Origin of the sequence: Curtobacterium sp. MCSS17_005 (genome assembly GCF_003234225.2) — a bacterium.
Taxonomy (GTDB): domain Bacteria; phylum Actinomycetota; class Actinomycetes; order Actinomycetales; family Microbacteriaceae; genus Curtobacterium; species Curtobacterium flaccumfaciens.
Map to the genome: position 1 here is coordinate 2,263,816 of NZ_CP126258.1, position 16,662 is coordinate 2,280,477.

General features: G+C 69.7%; 16 protein-coding genes. 1 reads left to right on the forward strand and 15 read right to left on the reverse strand.

The window, feature by feature from the left end; genetic code table 11:
- Positions 1-10: 10 nt before the first annotated feature.
- From DEJ20_RS10875 to DEJ20_RS10915, 9 genes are all read right to left on the reverse strand, one after another.
- Positions 11-913: a F0F1 ATP synthase subunit gamma gene (locus tag DEJ20_RS10875; RefSeq protein ID WP_027465777.1), complete on the reverse strand. Its 903-nt coding sequence runs from the start codon at positions 911-913 to the stop codon at positions 11-13.
- Positions 914-2,542 carry a F0F1 ATP synthase subunit alpha gene (gene atpA, locus DEJ20_RS10880; protein WP_110859011.1) on the reverse strand — a complete coding sequence of 543 codons (1,629 nt, stop codon included), beginning with the start codon at positions 2,540-2,542 and terminating at the stop codon, positions 914-916.
- 108 nt (positions 2,543-2,650) lie between these two features.
- Entirely contained in the window at positions 2,651-3,445 is a 795-nt protein-coding gene (locus DEJ20_RS10885; RefSeq protein ID WP_111235089.1) for a F0F1 ATP synthase subunit delta, read from the reverse strand.
- Between the two features lie 2 nt (positions 3,446-3,447).
- A complete protein-coding gene (locus DEJ20_RS10890) occupies positions 3,448-4,002 on the reverse strand; it encodes a F0F1 ATP synthase subunit B (RefSeq protein WP_110859012.1) in 555 nt (184 codons plus the stop codon).
- A gap of 9 nt (positions 4,003-4,011) precedes the next feature.
- Positions 4,012-4,248 (reverse strand): ATP synthase F0 subunit C, encoded by a 237-nt coding sequence (gene atpE, locus DEJ20_RS10895; protein WP_027465781.1) that lies wholly within the window; start codon positions 4,246-4,248, stop codon positions 4,012-4,014.
- A 61-nt stretch (positions 4,249-4,309) separates the two neighbouring features.
- On the reverse strand, positions 4,310-5,170 hold the full coding sequence (gene atpB, locus DEJ20_RS10900) for a F0F1 ATP synthase subunit A (protein ID WP_258377136.1): 861 nt from the start codon (positions 5,168-5,170) through the stop codon (positions 4,310-4,312).
- Between the two features lie 107 nt (positions 5,171-5,277).
- Positions 5,278-5,769, reverse strand: coding sequence for a Cg1360 family ATP-synthase-associated protein (locus DEJ20_RS10905; RefSeq protein ID WP_258377137.1), 492 nt, complete (start codon positions 5,767-5,769; stop codon positions 5,278-5,280).
- Entirely contained in the window at positions 5,766-6,992 is a 1,227-nt protein-coding gene (locus DEJ20_RS10910; protein ID WP_027465783.1) for an MraY family glycosyltransferase, read from the reverse strand. Before DEJ20_RS10910 ends, DEJ20_RS10905 begins: the two co-directional genes overlap by 4 nt.
- Complete coding sequence (locus DEJ20_RS10915; RefSeq protein ID WP_027465784.1) at positions 6,989-7,663, reverse strand: L-threonylcarbamoyladenylate synthase; 675 nt, start codon at positions 7,661-7,663, stop codon at positions 6,989-6,991. Before DEJ20_RS10915 ends, DEJ20_RS10910 begins: the two co-directional genes overlap by 4 nt.
- Before the next feature lie 37 nt (positions 7,664-7,700).
- Between DEJ20_RS10915 and DEJ20_RS10920 the strand changes: the two genes are divergently transcribed.
- Entirely contained in the window at positions 7,701-8,354 is a 654-nt protein-coding gene (locus tag DEJ20_RS10920) for an HAD family hydrolase (protein ID WP_181431517.1), read from the forward strand.
- Positions 8,355-8,667: 313 nt separating this feature from the next.
- On the opposite strand, the gene prmC is transcribed toward DEJ20_RS10920, so the two are convergent.
- From prmC to DEJ20_RS10950, 6 genes are all read right to left on the reverse strand, one after another.
- Positions 8,668-9,543: a peptide chain release factor N(5)-glutamine methyltransferase gene (gene prmC, locus DEJ20_RS10925; RefSeq protein ID WP_111235169.1), complete on the reverse strand. Its 876-nt coding sequence runs from the start codon at positions 9,541-9,543 to the stop codon at positions 8,668-8,670.
- A gap of 25 nt (positions 9,544-9,568) precedes the next feature.
- Positions 9,569-10,651 carry a peptide chain release factor 1 gene (prfA, locus tag DEJ20_RS10930; RefSeq protein ID WP_017885756.1) on the reverse strand — a complete coding sequence of 361 codons (1,083 nt, stop codon included), beginning with the start codon at positions 10,649-10,651 and terminating at the stop codon, positions 9,569-9,571.
- 3 nt (positions 10,652-10,654) lie between these two features.
- Positions 10,655-12,982 (reverse strand): transcription termination factor Rho, encoded by a 2,328-nt coding sequence (rho, locus tag DEJ20_RS10935; protein ID WP_111235091.1) that lies wholly within the window; start codon positions 12,980-12,982, stop codon positions 10,655-10,657.
- 181 nt (positions 12,983-13,163) lie between these two features.
- Positions 13,164-14,147, reverse strand: coding sequence for a homoserine kinase (gene thrB / locus DEJ20_RS10940; RefSeq protein WP_181242960.1), 984 nt, complete (start codon positions 14,145-14,147; stop codon positions 13,164-13,166).
- Positions 14,148-14,179: 32 nt separating this feature from the next.
- Positions 14,180-15,259, reverse strand: a complete 1,080-nt coding sequence (gene thrC / locus DEJ20_RS10945) for a threonine synthase (RefSeq protein WP_027465789.1) — start codon at positions 15,257-15,259, stop codon at positions 14,180-14,182.
- Positions 15,260-15,346: 87 nt separating this feature from the next.
- Entirely contained in the window at positions 15,347-16,654 is a 1,308-nt protein-coding gene (locus DEJ20_RS10950) for a homoserine dehydrogenase (protein ID WP_027465790.1), read from the reverse strand.
- Positions 16,655-16,662 lie beyond the last annotated feature (8 nt).

Consider the following 16,662-nt stretch of genomic DNA (forward strand, 5'->3'; position numbering starts at 1 on the left):
ACGACGCGGACTACTTCTTCTTCGACGAGAGGGCGTCGGCGCCGCCGACGATCTCGGAGATCTGCTGGGTGATCTCCGCCTGACGCGCGTTGTTCGCGAGTCGGGTGAAGTCACGGATCAGCGAGTCGGCGTTGTCGCTGGCCGCCTTCATCGCCTTCTGACGCGCGGCGTGCTCGGAAGCAGCCGACTGCAGCATGGCGTTGAAGATGCGGCTCTCGATGTAGACCGGGAGCAGCGAGTCGAGCACCGCATCGGCGTCCGGCTCGAACTCGTAGAGCGGCAGGGGCTCGTTGCCCTCGGGCTCGTCGATGCCCTCGACGACCTCGAGGGGCAGCAGGCGAACGACCTGCGGCTCCTGGGTCGCCAGGCTGATGAACCGGTTGAACACGATGTGGATCTCGTCCACGCCGCCGTCAGCGGTGTCCTGGAGGAACTTCGCCACGACGGCGTCGCCGATCTCCTTGGCCGTCGAGAACTCCGGCTGGTCGGTGTTGCCGACCCACTGCTGCTCGGACGGACGCTCACGGAACGCGAAGTACCCGACGGACTTGCGGCCGACCAGGTAGTAGACGACGTCCTTGCCCTCGCTGCGGAGCAGGGAGGCGAGCTCCTCGCCCTGCTTGAGGACGTTCGTGCTGAACGCGCCGTTCAGGCCGCGGTCCGAGGTGAAGAGCACGACGGCTGCACGGGTCGACGACTCCGGCTCGGTGGTCAGCACGTGGTCGACGTTCGAGAACGTCGCCACGGCCGACACCGCGCGCGTGACGGCCCGCGAGTACGGACCGGACGCAGCCATGCGGGCCTGCGCCTTCTGGATCCGCGACGCCGAGATCAGCTCCATGGCGCGGGTGACCTTCTTCGTGGTCTTCGCCGACTTGATCCGCTGGCGGTAGACCCGGACCTGCGCTGCCATCTAGCGACGACCCTTGACGATCTGCTCCTGGTCGACGTCCTCGGCGTCAGCCGCGTCGAACTGCTCGGAGCCGAGGGTCTTGCCGTCGCTCGTCTGGAAGCTCTTCGTGAACTCGTCGATCTGCTTGTCCATCTCGGCGACGGTCTCGTCGCTGAGCTGGTTCGTCTCGCGCAGGGTCGTGAGGACGTCGGAGTTGCGACGCAGGTGGTCGAGCAGTTCGGACTCGAAGCGGAGCACGTCCGGCACCGGGACGGTGTCGAGCTTGCCGTTCGTGCCCGCCCAGATCGAGACGACCTGCTCCTCGACCGGGTACGGCGAGTACTGCGGCTGCTTGAGGAGCTCGGTCAGACGTGCACCGCGCTCCAGCTGACGACGCGACGCCTGGTCGAGGTCGGACGCGAACATCGCGAACGCCTCGAGCGAGCGGTACTGCGCCAGCTCGAGCTTCAGCGTGCCGGAGACCTTCTTGATCGACTTCACCTGGGCGTCACCACCGACGCGGGACACCGAGATGCCCACGTCGACGGCCGGACGCTGGTTCGCGTTGAAGAGGTCCGACTGCAGGAAGATCTGGCCGTCGGTGATGGAGATGACGTTGGTCGGGATGTACGCCGAGACGTCGTTCGCCTTGGTCTCGATGATCGGGAGGCCCGTCATCGAACCGGCGCCGAGCTCGTCGGACAGCTTCGCGCAACGCTCCAGCAGACGGGAGTGCAGGTAGAAGACGTCACCCGGGTAGGCCTCGCGGCCCGGCGGACGACGCAGGAGGAGCGACACCGCACGGTAGGCCTCGGCCTGCTTCGACAGGTCATCGAAGATGATGAGGACGTGCTTGCCCTGGTACATCCAGTGCTGGCCGATGGCCGAACCGGTGTACGGGGCGAGGTACTTGAAGCCGGCCGGGTCGGAGGCCGGAGCGGCGACGATGGTGGTGTACTCCATCGCACCGGCGTCCTCGAGCGCACCCTTGACGGAGGCGATCGTGGAGCCCTTCTGACCGATGGCGACGTAGATGCAGCGGACCTGCTTCTCCTCGTCGCCGGACTCCCAGTTGGCCTTCTGGTTGATGATCGTGTCGATCGCGATCGCCGTCTTGCCGGTCTGGCGGTCGCCGATGATCAGCTGACGCTGACCACGGCCGACGGGGATCATCGCGTCGATGGCCTTGATGCCGGTCTGCAGCGGCTGGTGGACCGACTTGCGGGCCATGACGCCGGGGGCCTGGAGTTCGAGGGCACGACGGCCCTCTGCGGCGATCTCGCCGAGACCGTCGATCGGGGCGCCGAGCGGGTCGACGACGCGACCGAGGAAGGCGTCGCCGACGGGGGCGGAGAGGACCTCACCCGTACGGGTGACCTCCATGCCCTCCTCGATGCCGCCGAACTCGCCGAGCACGATGGCGCCGATCTCGTCTTCGTCGAGGTTCTGCGCCAGGCCGAGCGTGCCGTCCTGGAAACGGATGAGCTCGTTCGCCATGACGCCGGGGAGACCCTCGACGTGGGCGATGCCGTCACCGGCGTCGGTGACGTGCCCGACCTCGGCCGTGGAGGCCTTCGTCGGCTCGTAGTTCGAGACGAAGTCCTTCAGGGCATCACGGATCTCATCGGGGCTGATGGTGATGTCTGCCATGGGATTTTCCTTGTGGTTTTCCGGGGCCCTTCGGCTCCGAGAGGGTGACGCTGCCGGACTCGGCAGTTCCCGTTGTGGACTTGGGGAGGAGCGGCTTCGACCGTACGCCTAGCCGGCGAGCTGGAGCCGGAGCTCCGAGAGTCGCGTGGACACGGTGCCGTCGATGACGTCGCCGCCGATCTGCACCCGGACCCCGCCGACGACCGTGGGGTCGACGACCTGGTTGATGCTGATGTCCTTGCCGTACCGCTCGGACAGACCGCGCGTGACGCGGGCCGACTGGGCGGGGGTCAGTGGCGTCGCCGTGACGACGGTCGCGACGAGCTTGCCGGCCTGCTCGGCCACGATGCGCGAGGCATCACGGACGATCTCACCGAGGCGGCGACCGCGGGGCTGCTGCACCAGGGCCGACACGATCGTGATCGTCTGCTCCGATGCCTTGGCACCGAGGAGCCGCTCGACGAGCGCGCCCTTCTGCTCGGGGCTGCCGAGCTTGGTACCGAGCGCCAGCTCGAGGCCGGCGTCCGAGCGGACGGCGGTCTCGAAGGCGAACAGCTCCGACTCGATCGACGAGTCCGGACCCGCGGTGGCGGCGACGGCGCGGATGCCCGCGTCCTCGATGCCGGCGAGCAAGTCCTGCTGCGAGGACCAGCGCGAGCCGGCCACCGCGGTCAGGACCGCACGCGTCGCGTCCGACTGTCCGGCGAAGACACGGTCGATGAGGACCTTCTTGCCGGCCGCGTCGGCCGTGGGGTCGGACAGCAGCCCGAGCAGCTGCGGCGCACCGGCGATCGCACGCCCGGAGGCGAGGATCTCGGCACCCGCGGCCAGGCCGGCGCTCGGACCGAGGTCCGACAGCACCGCCCTGGTGGACGCGAGTGCTTCTCTGGTAGCGCTGCGCATGCTCAGTGCTCCCCCGTCTTCGTGGCCTGCGAGGCCTCGAGGTCGGCGAGGAAGCGGTCGACCACTGCGGTCGACTTTGCGTCGTCCTTGAGAGACTCACCGATCACACCGGACGCGAGGTCCAGCGCGAGGGTGCCCACTTCGGACCGGAGTGCCTGGACGGCGCTCTGGCGCTCGGCCTCGATCTGCGCCTGGGCGTTGGCCGTGATGCGTGCTGCATCGGCGGCCGCCTGCTCGCGGACCTCGTTGCCGATCGCCGTGGCGTCGGCGCGGGCCTGCTCACGGATGCGCGACGCCTCGGCGCGTGCATCGGCGAGCTGCTTGTTGTACTCGTCGAGCGCAGCGGCAGCCTGCTCCTGAGCGGCCTCGGCCTTCTTGATGCCGCCCTCGATGGCCTCGGTGCGCTCATCGAGCATCTTCGTGATGCGCGGCGTGACGACACGCCACATCACCAGGAAGATGATGACGAAGGCGAGCGCCGACCACACGATGTCGTACACCGGCGGGATCAGCGGATTGTGCGCTTCCTCCGCCGCGATGATGAGTGCGTTCTGCATCGAGGAACCTTAGTTGGTGAAGATGAAGTACGTGGCGATACCGATGAAGGCCAGGGCCTCGGTGAAGGCGATACCGATGTACATGAGGGTCGTCAGGCGGCCCTGGAGCTCGGGCTGGCGAGCGACGGACTCGATCGTCTTACCGACGACGATGCCGACACCGATGGCCGGGCCGATCGCTGCGAGGCCGTAGCCAACCGTCGCGATGTTGCCGTTGATCTCCGCGAGAACGGTCGTTGCGTCCACGTGTTTTCCTTTCGAGGTGCGGGTCCGACGGTCGCCGGTCCCGTAGGGGGTCAGTGAGGAATCAGTGCTCGTCGGCCAGCGCCAGCTGGATGTAGACGGCGGTGAGGAGCATGAAGACGTAGGCCTGCAGCAGCGCGACGAGGACCTCGAAGAAGCTGAACGCGATGCCGAACGCGATGGTCCCGACGCCGAAGGCCTTGAAGCCGAGCGAAGCGTCGAAGAAGAAGAACTGCGTGGCCGAGAAGAACAGCACGAGGAGCAGGTGCCCCACGACCATGTTCATCAGGAGTCGCAGCGTCAGGGTGACGGGACGGAGCACGAAGGTGGAGACGAGCTCGATCGGCGTCACGATGATGTACAGCGGCCACGGCACCCCGGGCGGGAAGAGCGAGTTCTTGAGGAACGTGCCCGGGTGCTTGCGGAGACCGGCGTAGATGAAGGCGAGGTACGCGACGATCGCGAGGATCATCGGCATCGCGATGCGGCTGGTGCCGGCGAGGTTCATGAACGGGATCAGACCGGTCAGGTTCATGAACAGCACGCCGAAGAAGATCGTCGCCAGGAGCGGCAGGAAACGCTTGCCGTCCTTCTCTCCGAGGTTGTCGAAGGTGTTGCGACGGACGACGTCGAACGCGTACTCGATGAACGCCTGACCGCGGTTCGGCACGAGCTTCAGTGCACGGGTACCCACGAACGCGAACACCAGGAGCACGGCGACGGCGAAGAAGCGGATGAGGACGACCCGATCGATCTCGAACGGCGTCCCGGCGAAGAAGATCGCATCCGGGAAGAACTCGTTGATCGACGGACCATGGAACTCGGCGGCCTTGCTGCTCCCCGCCGCGACGGTGTCAACCGCAGCGGAGAGGGACAGGGGAAGAGCGTGGGATAGCAGCGCTGTCTCCTGTGTCGGCGCGCGCACATCATGGCACGCGATGGTGGACGTTGTGGAGGCTCGCCCGCCCCGAGCGAAAGGCTCCGGTAGCGGACTCCGAGAAGCCTATCAGGTGCGAGAGGCTTCCCGGCTTCTCAGATGCGGGGGGTCGGGTTCCCAGCGTCCGCGGAGTCGTCGAGGCCGTCGCCCGGCAGCCGGACGCCGATCGGGATGCGGGCCTTCGCGACGGCGACGACGTCGATCACCAGGGAGCCGACGACCCCCGCGATGATCACGATCGCCAGCACCGGGAAGTCGACCCAGTCGCGGTCCTTGAGCAGGACCAGCAGCACGATGAAGACGATGAACTTGAGCAGCCAGGTGCCCATCACGATGCCGAAGAAGGCACCGGAGATCATCTGGCCCTTCGAGACGCGCAGCGCGACGAGGACACTGACCGCGGTGAGCCCGAGGAACACGACGCTCAGCACCGCGCCGAGCAGTCCCCCGACCAGTCCGGGGCCGTCCGCGACGAGGAACCCGATGAGCCCGCCGACCACCGCCAGGGCGACGGCGAGGACCGCTCCCCAGGTGATGATGCGGCGGAACACCGGCCGGACGTGGTCGAGCGCGTTCGGTGCGGTCACGTGATGTCTCCAGGGATCGTGCGGTCGTTGGCGGCCCGGTCGAGCGGGTCGAGGCTGGCGTCCACCACGGCGGCGGACCGGTTGGCGGTCTGGGCGGCGATCTCCGTGCGTTTCCGGCCGAGCGGCGCGAACGTCGCGACGGCGCAGACGGTGAAGCCGACGGACACGAAGACGACGACCCAGTACCAGTCCACGAACAGGAACAGCAGGCAGCCGAAGGCGACGGTCGCGGTCCAGGCGTAGAAGATCAGCACCGCGTGGAAGTGCGAGTGCCCCATGTCGAGCAGGCGGTGGTGCAGGTGCTTCCGGTCGGCCGAGAACGGCGACTTGCCCGCGCTGAGCCGTCGGGTGACCGCGAGACCGAAGTCCAGGATCGGCACGATCAGGATCGCGAACGGCAGCAGGATCGGGATGAACGCCGGCAGCAGCGCCTGGCGCGTCTGCACCGCCGCCGGGTCGATGTTGCCCGTGACCGAGACAGCGCTCGTGGCCATCAGGAACCCGACGAGCAGCGCGCCGGCGTCACCCATGAAGAGCTTGGCGGGGTGCCAGTTCAGGATGAGGAAGCCGAAGCAGGCCCCGACGAGGACCGCGGTGAGCAGCGAGGGCAGGTTGAAGAAGAACTCGGTCTGCACGACCACGCGGTTGATGAAGAACGTGTAGAGGAAGAAGACCCCGCCGGCGATGATCGCGACGCCGGCCACCAGGCCGTCGAGCCCGTCGATGAAGTTCACCGCGTTCATCACGAGCACCACCGCCAGCACGGTGAAGATCAGGCTCATGTACGACGAGCCGACACCCAGCGTGTTGCCGATGGGCAGCGAGACGATCGCGACGCCCTGCCAGGCGAGGATGCCCGCCGCGATGATCTGCCCGGCGAGCTTCGTCATCCAGTCGAGGTCCCAGATGTCGTCCGCGACACCGAGGACCACGATGATGGTCGCTCCCCCGAGCACCGCGAGCACGCGACCCGGTTCGGAGAACACGAGCCGGAAGTAGTCGGTCCCCGCGATCGACGGGAACAGGAACCAGGCCGCGAGCAACGAGACGATGACGCCGATGTACATCGCGATGCCACCGAGCCGTGGCGTCGGGGTGCGGTGCACGTCCCGCTCGCGGACCTGCGGGTACCACTTGTACTTCAGCCCGAGCTTCCAGACGATCAGGCTCATCACGAAGCTCACGACCGCGGCGATGGCCCCGGCGAGCAGGTAGTACTTCATGTGACGAGGTCGGCTCCGACGACCCGGATGATCTCCTCGTCGGGGATCACCCCGTGCCGGACGATGCGGAGCTTCCCGCCGTCCGACAGCCCGGTGGCATCGACGATCGTCGACCCGGTGCTGGCCTCGAAGCCGTCGTGCACCTCGACGGGTCCGCCGTCCAGGTAGATCGCGACGCTGTCACCGAGCATCCGCTCGGCGGCGTCGACGTCCATCGCGGCCGGGTCGCCCGTGGAGTTCGCGGACGAGACCGCGAGGGGCCCGACCTCCTGCAGGAGCTCGAGGGCGATCCGCGAGTCCGGCATCCGCAGCGCGACCGTGCCGCGCGTCTCGCCGAGGTCCCAGTCGAGCGACGGCTGTGCGTGCAGGATGACGGTCAGCCCGCCCGGCCAGAACTCGGCCACCAGGTCGCGCACCGGCTGCGGGACCTCGCTGGCGAGGGCGTCGAGCGTGGGCGGACCGGGGATGAGCACGGGCGGCGGCGACTGCCGCGTGCGGCCCTTCGCGTCGAGGAGCCGCTGCACGGCCGTCGCGCTGAAGGCGTCCGCGGCCAGGCCGTAGACGGTGTCGGTGGGGACCACGACGAGCTCTCCGCGTCCGAGGGCGGCACGTGCGAGCCGCATCCCGGTCAGGAGCCCGTCGGAGTCGGTGCAGTCGTATCGGGATGCCATGACTCGACGATGATAGTGCGACACAATGGTGGACATCGTGAACGAGACGCCCGCACCCCCGCTCCTGTTCCTCTTCGACATGGACGACGTCCTGGTCCGGTACGACTGGCAGGTGCGGATGGCCGCACTCTCCGAGTTCACCGGACACGAGTTCCAGGAGCTCCGTCGCCGCTGGTGGGACTGCGGTCACGAGGTGCGTGCCGAGGCCGGTGGGTTCACCGACGGCGACGAGTACCTGGCCGCGTTCGAGCGCGCGATGGAGTGCGACGTCCCCGAGGCCGACTGGGCCCGGATCCGCGGATCCGCCATGACCGAGCTGCCAGAACGCATCGAGGCGGTCCGGATCGCGAGCGAGCACGGGCGTGTCGGGCTGCTCACCAACAACGGTCCGCTCGCCGGCCGGTGGATCCACGAGTGGGCGCCGTCCCTGCCCGAGGTCTTCGGCGAGCACCTGGACACGTCGAGCAACTTCGGTGCCCGGAAGCCCGAGCCCGAGGTCTTCCAGCGCGCGATCGCCCACCACGGGTTCCCCGCGGAGCGCACCTTCTTCGCCGACGACATGCCCGAGAACGTCGCGGGAGCGCGGAGCATCGGCATCCACGCGGTCCTGGTCGAGCACGACACCGACCTGCGCGAGCACGTCCGCGCCTTCGTCGCGGCACAGCAGCGCGAGGCTTCCCCCGTCGCGTAGCCCGCCACGCCCGCTCCTTCCCATCGCGGTCGCGCTGGAAAGCAGGAACGGGCATACCTGGTCATTCCGAACGACCCGGTACGCCCGATCCCACCAGGTACGCCCGGATCCACCAGGCACACGCACGCGCGGGTGAGCGACGGGAGGCCCGACCCACGCCCGTTCCTTCCCATCGCGGTCGCGCTGGAAAGCAAGAACGGGCATACCTGGTCATTCCGAACGACCCGGTACGCCCGATCCCACCAGGGACGCCCGGATCCACCAGGCACACGCACGCGCGGGTGAGCGACGGGAGGCGCGGCTCGCCCCCCGTCTAGCGCGTCGCGGTGGTCGTGCGGTCGCGCCCCGTCAGGTCGACGTGCGTCTCCGGGGTGCGGAACCCCCGGCGCGCCAGGACCTCCCGGACTCCGGCGCCCTGCGGCTCGGCGTGCTCGATGACCAGGACTCCCCCGGGCACGAGCAACCGCCAGGCCGTCTCGGCGAGTGCCCGGACGGCGTCGAGGCCGTCCGGTCCGCCGTAGAGCGCCATCGCCGGGTCGTGGTCACGGACCTCGGGGTCGATGGGGATCGCGTCGTCCGGCACGTACGGCGGGTTCGACACCACGACGGACACGGTGCCGTCGAGTTCCGGCAGCGCGTCGGCAAGGTCGCCCTCGACGAGTCGCACCGTGCCGCCGTGGGCATCGACGTTGCGCCGGGTCCAGGGCAGGGCCTCGGGCGAGCGTTCGACGGCGTAGACCACGGCGTTCGGCACCTCGGTGTCCATCGCTATCGCGATCGCACCACTGCCGGAACCCAGGTCGACGGCGATCGGCTCGGGGACCGCGGTCGCCCGGAGCGCGTCGATGCCGAACTGCACGACGCCCTCGGTCTCCGGACGGGGCACGAACACGCCCGGTCCGACGGCCAGGGTGAGCGCCCGGAAGTACGCCTGCCCGGTGATGTGCTGCAGCGGCTCACGGGTGGCGCGGCGGGCGACCGCGTGCCGGAAGCGCTCGACGTGCTCCGGTGCGATGCCGCCGCCGATCAGCGCACGGGCCTGGACAGCTCCGCGCGAGGTGTCGGTCGCCCACGCGAGCAGCAGCTCGGCGTCGACCCGGGGCGTCGGGACACCGACGGCGACGAGCGCCGCGGTCGCCTGCTCGAGCAGGCGATCCGCGGCGTACGTGAGGGGCGTGTCGGCGGTGATCCGGGCCTCCAGGCTGGGTGTGCGCTTACGCGTCCTGGTCGCCGATGGCGGCCAGACGTGCCTCTTCGTCCGCCTGGATGGCGGACTGGATGACGGGCTCGAGGGCACCGTTCATCACACGGTCGAGGTCGTACGCCTTGTAGCCGGTGCGGTGGTCCGCGATCCGGTTCTCCGGGAAGTTGTACGTGCGGATGCGCTCCGAACGGTCCATCCCGCGGATCTGCGACTTGCGCGCGTCCGAGGCGATCGCGTCGAGCTCCTCCTGCTGGCGCGCGAGGATGCGTGCGCGGAGCACGCGCATGCCGGCCTCGCGGTTCTGCAGCTGCGACTTCTCGTTCTGCATCGCCACCGTGATGCCCGTGGGCAGGTGGGTGATGCGGACCGCGGAGTCCGTCGTGTTGACGGACTGCCCGCCGGGGCCGGAGGACCGGTAGACGTCGATCTTGAGGTCGTTCTGGTTGATCTGGACCTCTTCGGGCTCGTCCACCTCGGGGAACACCAGCACGCCGGTGGTCGAGGTGTGGATGCGCCCCTGCGACTCGGTCTGCGGCACACGCTGGACGCGGTGCACACCGCCCTCGTACTTCAGGTGCGCCCAGACGCCCTGGGACGGATCGGTCGTGTTCGACTTGATCGCGACCTGGACGTCCTTGTAGCCACCCAGGTCGGACTCGGTGCGCTCGAGGAGCTCGACCTTCCAGCCCTTGGTCTCGGCGTAGTGCGAGTACATGCGCAGGAGGTCGGCCGCGAACAGCGCCGATTCCTCGCCGCCCTCGCCGCCCTTGATCTCCATGATGACGTCACGGCCGTCGTCGGGGTCGCGCGGGATGAGCAGCCGGCGGAGACGCTCCTGGCGCTCCGACAGCTGCTCCTCGAGCCCGGGGACCTCGTCCGCGAACGCTGCGTCCTCACGCGCGAGTTCCTGGGCGGCGGCGAGGTCGTCCCCCGCCGCCTGCCAGGCCTCGTACGCGGACTTGATCTGGTTGAGCTCGGCGTACCGCCGGTTCACCTTCTTCGCCCGGGCCGCATCGGCGTGGAGCGCGGGGTCCGACAGCTGCTGTGTCAGGTCCTCGTGTTCCGCCAGCAGCCCCGCTACCGACTCGAACACGCGTTACTCCTGGTGGCCGTTGTGGTGGGCGCCGGTCGTGGGGACCGACTTCTGCACCTGCACCAGGAACTCGACGTTCGACTGCGTCTCCTTGAGGTTCCGCAGCACGATCTCGAGGGCCTGCTGCGGGTCGAGCCCGGCGAGGGCCCGGCGCAGACGCCAGGTGATCTTGACCTCGTCGGCGGAGAGCAGCTGCTCCTCGCGACGGGTGCCCGAGGCGTTCACGTCGACGGCGGGGAAGATCCGCTTGTCGGCGAGGTGACGGTTCAGGCGGAGCTCCATGTTGCCGGTGCCCTTGAACTCCTCGAAGATGACCTCGTCCATCTTGGAGCCGGTCTCGACGAGCGCGGTCGCGAGGATGGTCAGCGAGCCGCCGTCCTCGATGTTGCGCGCGGCACCGAAGAAGCGCTTCGGCGGGTAGAGCGCCGCCGAGTCGACGCCACCGGAGAGCACGCGGCCCGACGGCGGGGTCGACAGGTTGTACGCACGGCCCAGGCGGGTGATCGAGTCGAGCAGCAGCACGACGTCGTGGCCCAGCTCCACCAGGCGCTTCGCACGCTCGATGGCGAGCTCGGCGACGGTGGTGTGGTCCTCGGCGGGACGGTCGAAGGTCGAGGCGATGACCTCGCCCTTCACCGTGCGCTGCATGTCGGTGACCTCTTCGGGCCGCTCGTCGACGAGGACGACCATCAGGTGCGCCTCGGGGTTGTTCTTGGCGACGGCGTTCGCGATGGCCTGCAGCACGACGGTCTTGCCGGCCTTCGGCGGGGACACGATGAGACCGCGCTGGCCCTTGCCGATCGGCGACACGAGGTCGATGATGCGGGTCGACAGCTTGCCCGGCTCCGTCTCGAGGCGCAGGCGCTCGTTCGGGTACAGCGGGGTGAGGTCGTTGAAGTCGACACGGGCCGCGGCCTCGTCGGCGGACTGGCCGTTGATCGACTCGACGGCGACGAGCGCGTTGTACTTCTGGCGGCTCTGCTGCTCGCCGTCACGCGGCTGCTTGATCGAACCGACGACGGCGTCACCCTTGCGCAGGTGGTACTTCTTCACCTGGCCGAGGGAGACGTAGACGTCGCTCGGGCCCGGCAGGTACCCGGTGGTGCGGACGAACGCGTAGTTGTCGAGGACGTCGAGGATGCCCGCGATCGGGATCAGGACGTCGTCCTCGGTGACCTCGGGCTCGAAGTCGTCGTTCTGGCCGCCACGGCCGCGCTTGCGGTCGCGCTGGCGACGGCTGCGGCCGCTCTCGGCCTCGTCGGCGTGCTGTTGCTGCTGCTGCTTCTGCTGGCCGCTGGTCTGCTGCTTCTGCTGACCGGCGTTCTGCTGCTGCTTCTGGTCGGCCTTGTCGTCCTGCTTGGCCTCGGCCTGCTTCGGCTGGTCGTTCTGCTTCTGACCGCCGTTCTGCTGGCCGTTCTGCTGGCCGTTCTGCTGCTCGCCGCCGTTCTGCTTCGGCTGGTCGGCGCCGTTCTGCTTCTGCTGGCCAGCGTTCTGGCCGCCGTTCTGCTGGTCGGCGCCGTTCTGCTGCTCGCCGTTCTCGGCGTTCTGCCCACGGCCACGACCGCGACCACGGCTGCGACGACCGCGACGCGAGCCGCCCTCGCCCTGCTCGGAGTTCTGGTCGCCCTGGTCATTCTGGTCGCCGGACTCGTTCTGGTCCTGGTCGGCCTGGACGGCGGACGTCGGGGCCTGCTGGCCCTGCTGGCCTGACGGGCTCGGCTGCTCGGCCTCGGCGGGGGTCGACGCCTGCTGGCCCTGGTCGGCGGCGCGCTGCTCGGCGCCACGCTGCTCGGTGCCACGCTGCTCGGCGTTCCGCTGGCCACGGCCACGGCGCTGCGAGCCGGACTGCGCGGCTTCCTGGGCGTCCTTCTCGGCGCGGACCTGGTCGAGCCCGGCGAGGAGGTCCTCGGTGCCGGTCTGGCCGTGGTTGGTGTGCTCGGCGGCCGAGGTCGGCGCGGCGTTCACGGTGCCACCGGACGATGCGCGGCGCGAACGACGGGCACGGCTCGGGGCTGCCGACTCGGCGGGTGCCTCGGGGTCGGCGACGGGTGCCTCGGCAGCGGGCTGCGCGGGGGTCTCGGCGGGCTCCGGCAGGGTCGGCTGCTCGGTGGCGGCCGGCTCGGCGGGGGTCTCGGCGACGACGGCGGCGGCAGGGGCTGCCGGCGTCTCGTCGACGGGACGCTTGTCCTCGATGGAGGCGATCAGGTCGCCCTTGCGGAGCTTGGAGAGCCCGGTGATGCCGAGCGAGGAGGCGATGCGCTGGAGCTCCGGGAGACGGAGGGCACGCAGGTCGCTGGGGATCTCCACCTGGGCGGAGTTGTTGTCGGTCAAGGTCGGTGTTTCCTTTCGAACCGCAGAACGCGGAGAGTTTCCACCGTCCCGGATGCGCAGGTGAGCATCGACCGCCGTTCAGACGACGGATCGGGATTCGGTGATCAGAAAGAGATGCACACTCGCGCACCGGACCCTGCGACGTCGCAGGAGCTGTCCTGAGGACGAGCGATCCGTACGGTTACGCGGGTTCGGCTTCGAGCGCCGAGTGCGCTGCCACTGTAGCACCACCGAGATCGACGGCCAGCATGAGCGGCCGCCAGTCGGATTCGGCGTGTCGCTGCACCAGTTCGGCGGCGGTCAGGCGCTGTGCCGGGTCGCTGCCGAGGACGAGCAGGCTCGGCCCGGCACCGGAGACCACCGCGGCGAGGCCGTGCTGCCGGAGCAACCGGATCAGGGCGTCGGTCTCGGGCATGGCGCTGGCGCGGTACGCCTGGTGCAGACGGTCCTCGGTCGCGGCGAGCAGCAGCTCGGGGCTCTGGATGAGCGCCGCGACGAGCAGCGCCGAGCGGGAGACGTTGAACGCGGCGTCGGCGTGCGGGACCTGCTCGGGCTGCAGGGAGCGCGCGAGCTTGGTCGAGAGCGTCGAGGTCGGCACGAACACCACCGGGGCGACACCGCGGTGCACCAGGAGCCGCTTGTACGCCGGGCCCTCGGCGGTCATCCACGCGATCGTCAGGCCGCCGAAGAGCGCCGGCGCGACGTTGTCCGGGTGGCCCTCCATCTCGGTGGCCAGGGTCAGGAGCGTCGAGGCGTCCAGGTCGACGATGCCCTCGAGCAGCCCGCGGGCCGCCATCAGCCCGGCGACGATCGCCGCGGCGGAGGAACCGAGACCGCGGCCGTGCGGGATCGCGTTCGTGGCGTGCAGCTCGAGACCGGGCTGGTCGACACCGGCGTGCTCGAGGCCACGGCGGACCGCACGGACGACGAGGTTCGTGTCGTCCGTGGCGACCTCACCGGCACCGACGCCCTCGACCGTGACGGTCGCGCCGGGTTCGGGGCGCACGCGCACCACGACCTCGTCGTAGAGCGAGAGCGCGAGGCCGAGCGAGTCGAAGCCGGGGCCGAGGTTCGCCGACGTGGCCGGTACCCGGACGCGGACCGCCGATCCGGTCGGCAGCGCACGGACCGCCCGTCCGGCCGGTACAGCACTGCGGGCGGTCATGCCCTCACCCGGTCCGGACGAGCGGTCGGAGATCACTGCTCGCTGACCAGACCGAGCACGTCGGCGATCGACTTCGTGTCGACCGGCACGCTCGTCGGGGTGACCTCGCCGCCGTCCGGCGTGCGGAGGGCCCACTGCGGGTCCTTCAGGCCGTGGCCCGTGACCGTGATGACGACCTTCGCGCCCTTCGGCACGACACCGGCGTCGGCACGCTCGAGCAGCCCGGCGACACCGATGGCCGATGCGGGCTCGACGAACACGCCGACCTCGGCCGACAGGATGCGGTGCGCCGCGAGGATGGCCTCGTCGGTGATGGCACCGAAGTAGCCGTCGGTCTCCTGCTGCGCCTCGAGCGCGAACTGCCACGAGGCCGGGTTGCCGATCCGGATCGCCGACGCGATGGTGTCGGGGTGCCGGACGACCTCGCCGTGCACGATCGGGGCGGAACCGGCGGCCTGGAACCCGAACATGCGGGGCAGCTTGGTGCTGCGGCCGGCGGCGACGTCCTCGCGGTAGCCGCGCGAGTACGCGGTGTAGTTGCCCGCGTTGCCGACGGGCAGGAAGTGGAAGTCCGGTGCGTCACCGAGGACGTCGACGACCTCGAACGCGGCGGTCTTCTGCCCCTCGATGCGGTCGTTGTTGACGGAGTTGACGAGGTGCACCGGGTAGTTCGCCGCCAGGTCGCGGGCGATGTCGAGGCAGTCGTCGAAATTGCCCTGCACCTGCAGCAGCTGGGCGTCGTGGGCGACGGCCTGACTGAGCTTGCCCATGGCGATCTTGCCCTCGGGCACGAGCACCGCGGCGGTGATGCCGGCGTGCGTGGCGTACGCGGCGGCCGAGGCGCTGGTGTTGCCGGTCGAGGCGCAGATGACGGCCTTCGCACCGTGCTCGACGGCCTTCGAGATCGCCATCGTCATGCCGCGGTCCTTGAACGAACCCGTCGGGTTCATGCCCTCGAACTTCACGTAGACCTCGGCGCCGGTGCGCTCGGAGAGCCGACGAGCCGGGATGAGCGGCGTGCCGCCCTCACCGAGCGTGACGATGGGCGTCGCCTCGGTCACGTCGAGTCGGTCGGCGTACTCGCGCAGGACTCCCTGCCACTGGTGGGCCATCAGGCTTCTCTCTCTGTCCGGTGGGGTGGATCTGGTGGTGGTGCGGCTCGGTGGGCCTGCAGGTCGGCCTGGAGGCCCGTGGTCGCGTCAGCGACCGACGACGCGCAGGACGCTGGTGACGTCCAGGACGACGTCCTCGCCGCGGAGGGCGACGACGGTGTCGGCCAGGTCGGCCTCGCGCGCCAGGTGGGTGCCGATGACGAGCGTCGCGGTCCCCTCGGCTGCGCCGGTGGTGGTCTGTTCGACCGTCTCGACGCTGACGCCGTGCTTCGCGAGCACGCCAGCGACCGTCGACAGCACGCCGGGGGCGTCCGTGACGTGCAGGGTGATCTGGTAGCTCGTGCGGACCGTACCGATCGGGAACACCGGCAGCTCGGACTGCGTCGACTCGGCGACACCCGGGCCGCCGATGACGTGCCGGCGGGCCGCGGAGACCAGGTCGCCGAGGACCGCCGAGGCCGTCTCGACGCCACCGGCACCCGCGCCGTAGAACATCAGGTCGCCGGCAGCCTCGGCCTCGACGAACACGGCGTTCTTCGCACCGTGCACGCTCGCGAGCGGGTGCGACTCGGGCACGAGGGCCGGGTAGACGCGGGCGCTGACGCCCTCGCGGCCGTCCTCGTCGGTCAGACGCTCGGCGGTCGCCAGGATCTTCACGACGTAGCCGGCCTTGCGGGCGGCGCGGACCTGGTCGATCGTGACGTGGGTGATGCCCTCGCGGTGCACGGCGGCGAGCGGCACCGAGGTGTGGAACGCCAGCGAAGCCAGGATCGCGGCCTTCTGCGCGGCGTCGTAGCCCTCGACGTCGGCGGTCGGGTCGGCCTCGGCGTACCCGAGCTCCGTCGCGGTGGCCAGGGCGTCCTCGAACGTGGAGCCCTTGCGGTCCATCAGGTCGAGGATGAAGTTCGTGGTGCCGTTGACGATGCCCATGATCCGGACGATGCGGTCACCGGCGAGCGAGTCGTGCAGCGGGCGGATGATCGGGATCGCCCCGGCCACGGCGGCCTCGTAGTAGAGCTGCGCGCCGACCTGCTCGGCCGCGGCGAAGAGCTCCGGGCCGTGGGTCGCGAGCAGCGCCTTGTTGCCGGTGACGACGTCCGCGCCCGACTGCAGGGCCTGGAGCACGAGGGTGCGCGCCGGCTCGATGCCGCCGATGAGCTCGACGACGATGTCCGCGCCGAGGATGAGCGATGCCGCGTCCGTGGTGAAGAGCTCCGCCGGCAGGTCGACGTCGCGCTGGGCGTCCACGTCGCGCACGGCGATCCCGACCAGCTCCAGCCCGGCACCGGCGCGCGAGGCCAGCTCGTCGCCGTGCTCGAGGAGCAGTCGCGCGACCTGGGAACCGACCGAGCCGGCCCCGAGCAGCGCGACACGGACGTTGCGGTATTCGATCATCTGGGAGC

What these genes read in the sequence shown, in the direction of transcription:
- DEJ20_RS10875 (WP_027465777.1), bottom strand. Translation starts at nt 913, where the DNA reads ATGGCAGCGCAGGTCCGGGTCTACCGCCAGCGGATCAAGTCGGCGAAG.
- atpA (WP_110859011.1), bottom strand. Translation starts at nt 2,542, where the DNA reads ATGGCAGACATCACCATCAGCCCCGATGAGATCCGTGATGCCCTGAAG.
- DEJ20_RS10885 (WP_111235089.1), bottom strand. Translation starts at nt 3,445, where the DNA reads ATGCGCAGCGCTACCAGAGAAGCACTCGCGTCCACCAGGGCGGTGCTG.
- DEJ20_RS10890 (WP_110859012.1), bottom strand. Translation starts at nt 4,002, where the DNA reads ATGCAGAACGCACTCATCATCGCGGCGGAGGAAGCGCACAATCCGCTG.
- DEJ20_RS10910 (WP_027465783.1), bottom strand. Translation starts at nt 6,992, where the DNA reads ATGAAGTACTACCTGCTCGCCGGGGCCATCGCCGCGGTCGTGAGCTTC.
- DEJ20_RS10915 (WP_027465784.1), bottom strand. Translation starts at nt 7,663, where the DNA reads ATGGCATCCCGATACGACTGCACCGACTCCGACGGGCTCCTGACCGGG.
- thrB (WP_181242960.1), bottom strand. Translation starts at nt 14,147, where the DNA reads ATGACCGCCCGCAGTGCTGTACCGGCCGGACGGGCGGTCCGTGCGCTG.
- thrC (WP_027465789.1), bottom strand. Translation starts at nt 15,259, where the DNA reads ATGGCCCACCAGTGGCAGGGAGTCCTGCGCGAGTACGCCGACCGACTC.
- DEJ20_RS10950 (WP_027465790.1), bottom strand. Translation starts at nt 16,654, where the DNA reads ATGATCGAATACCGCAACGTCCGTGTCGCGCTGCTCGGGGCCGGCTCG.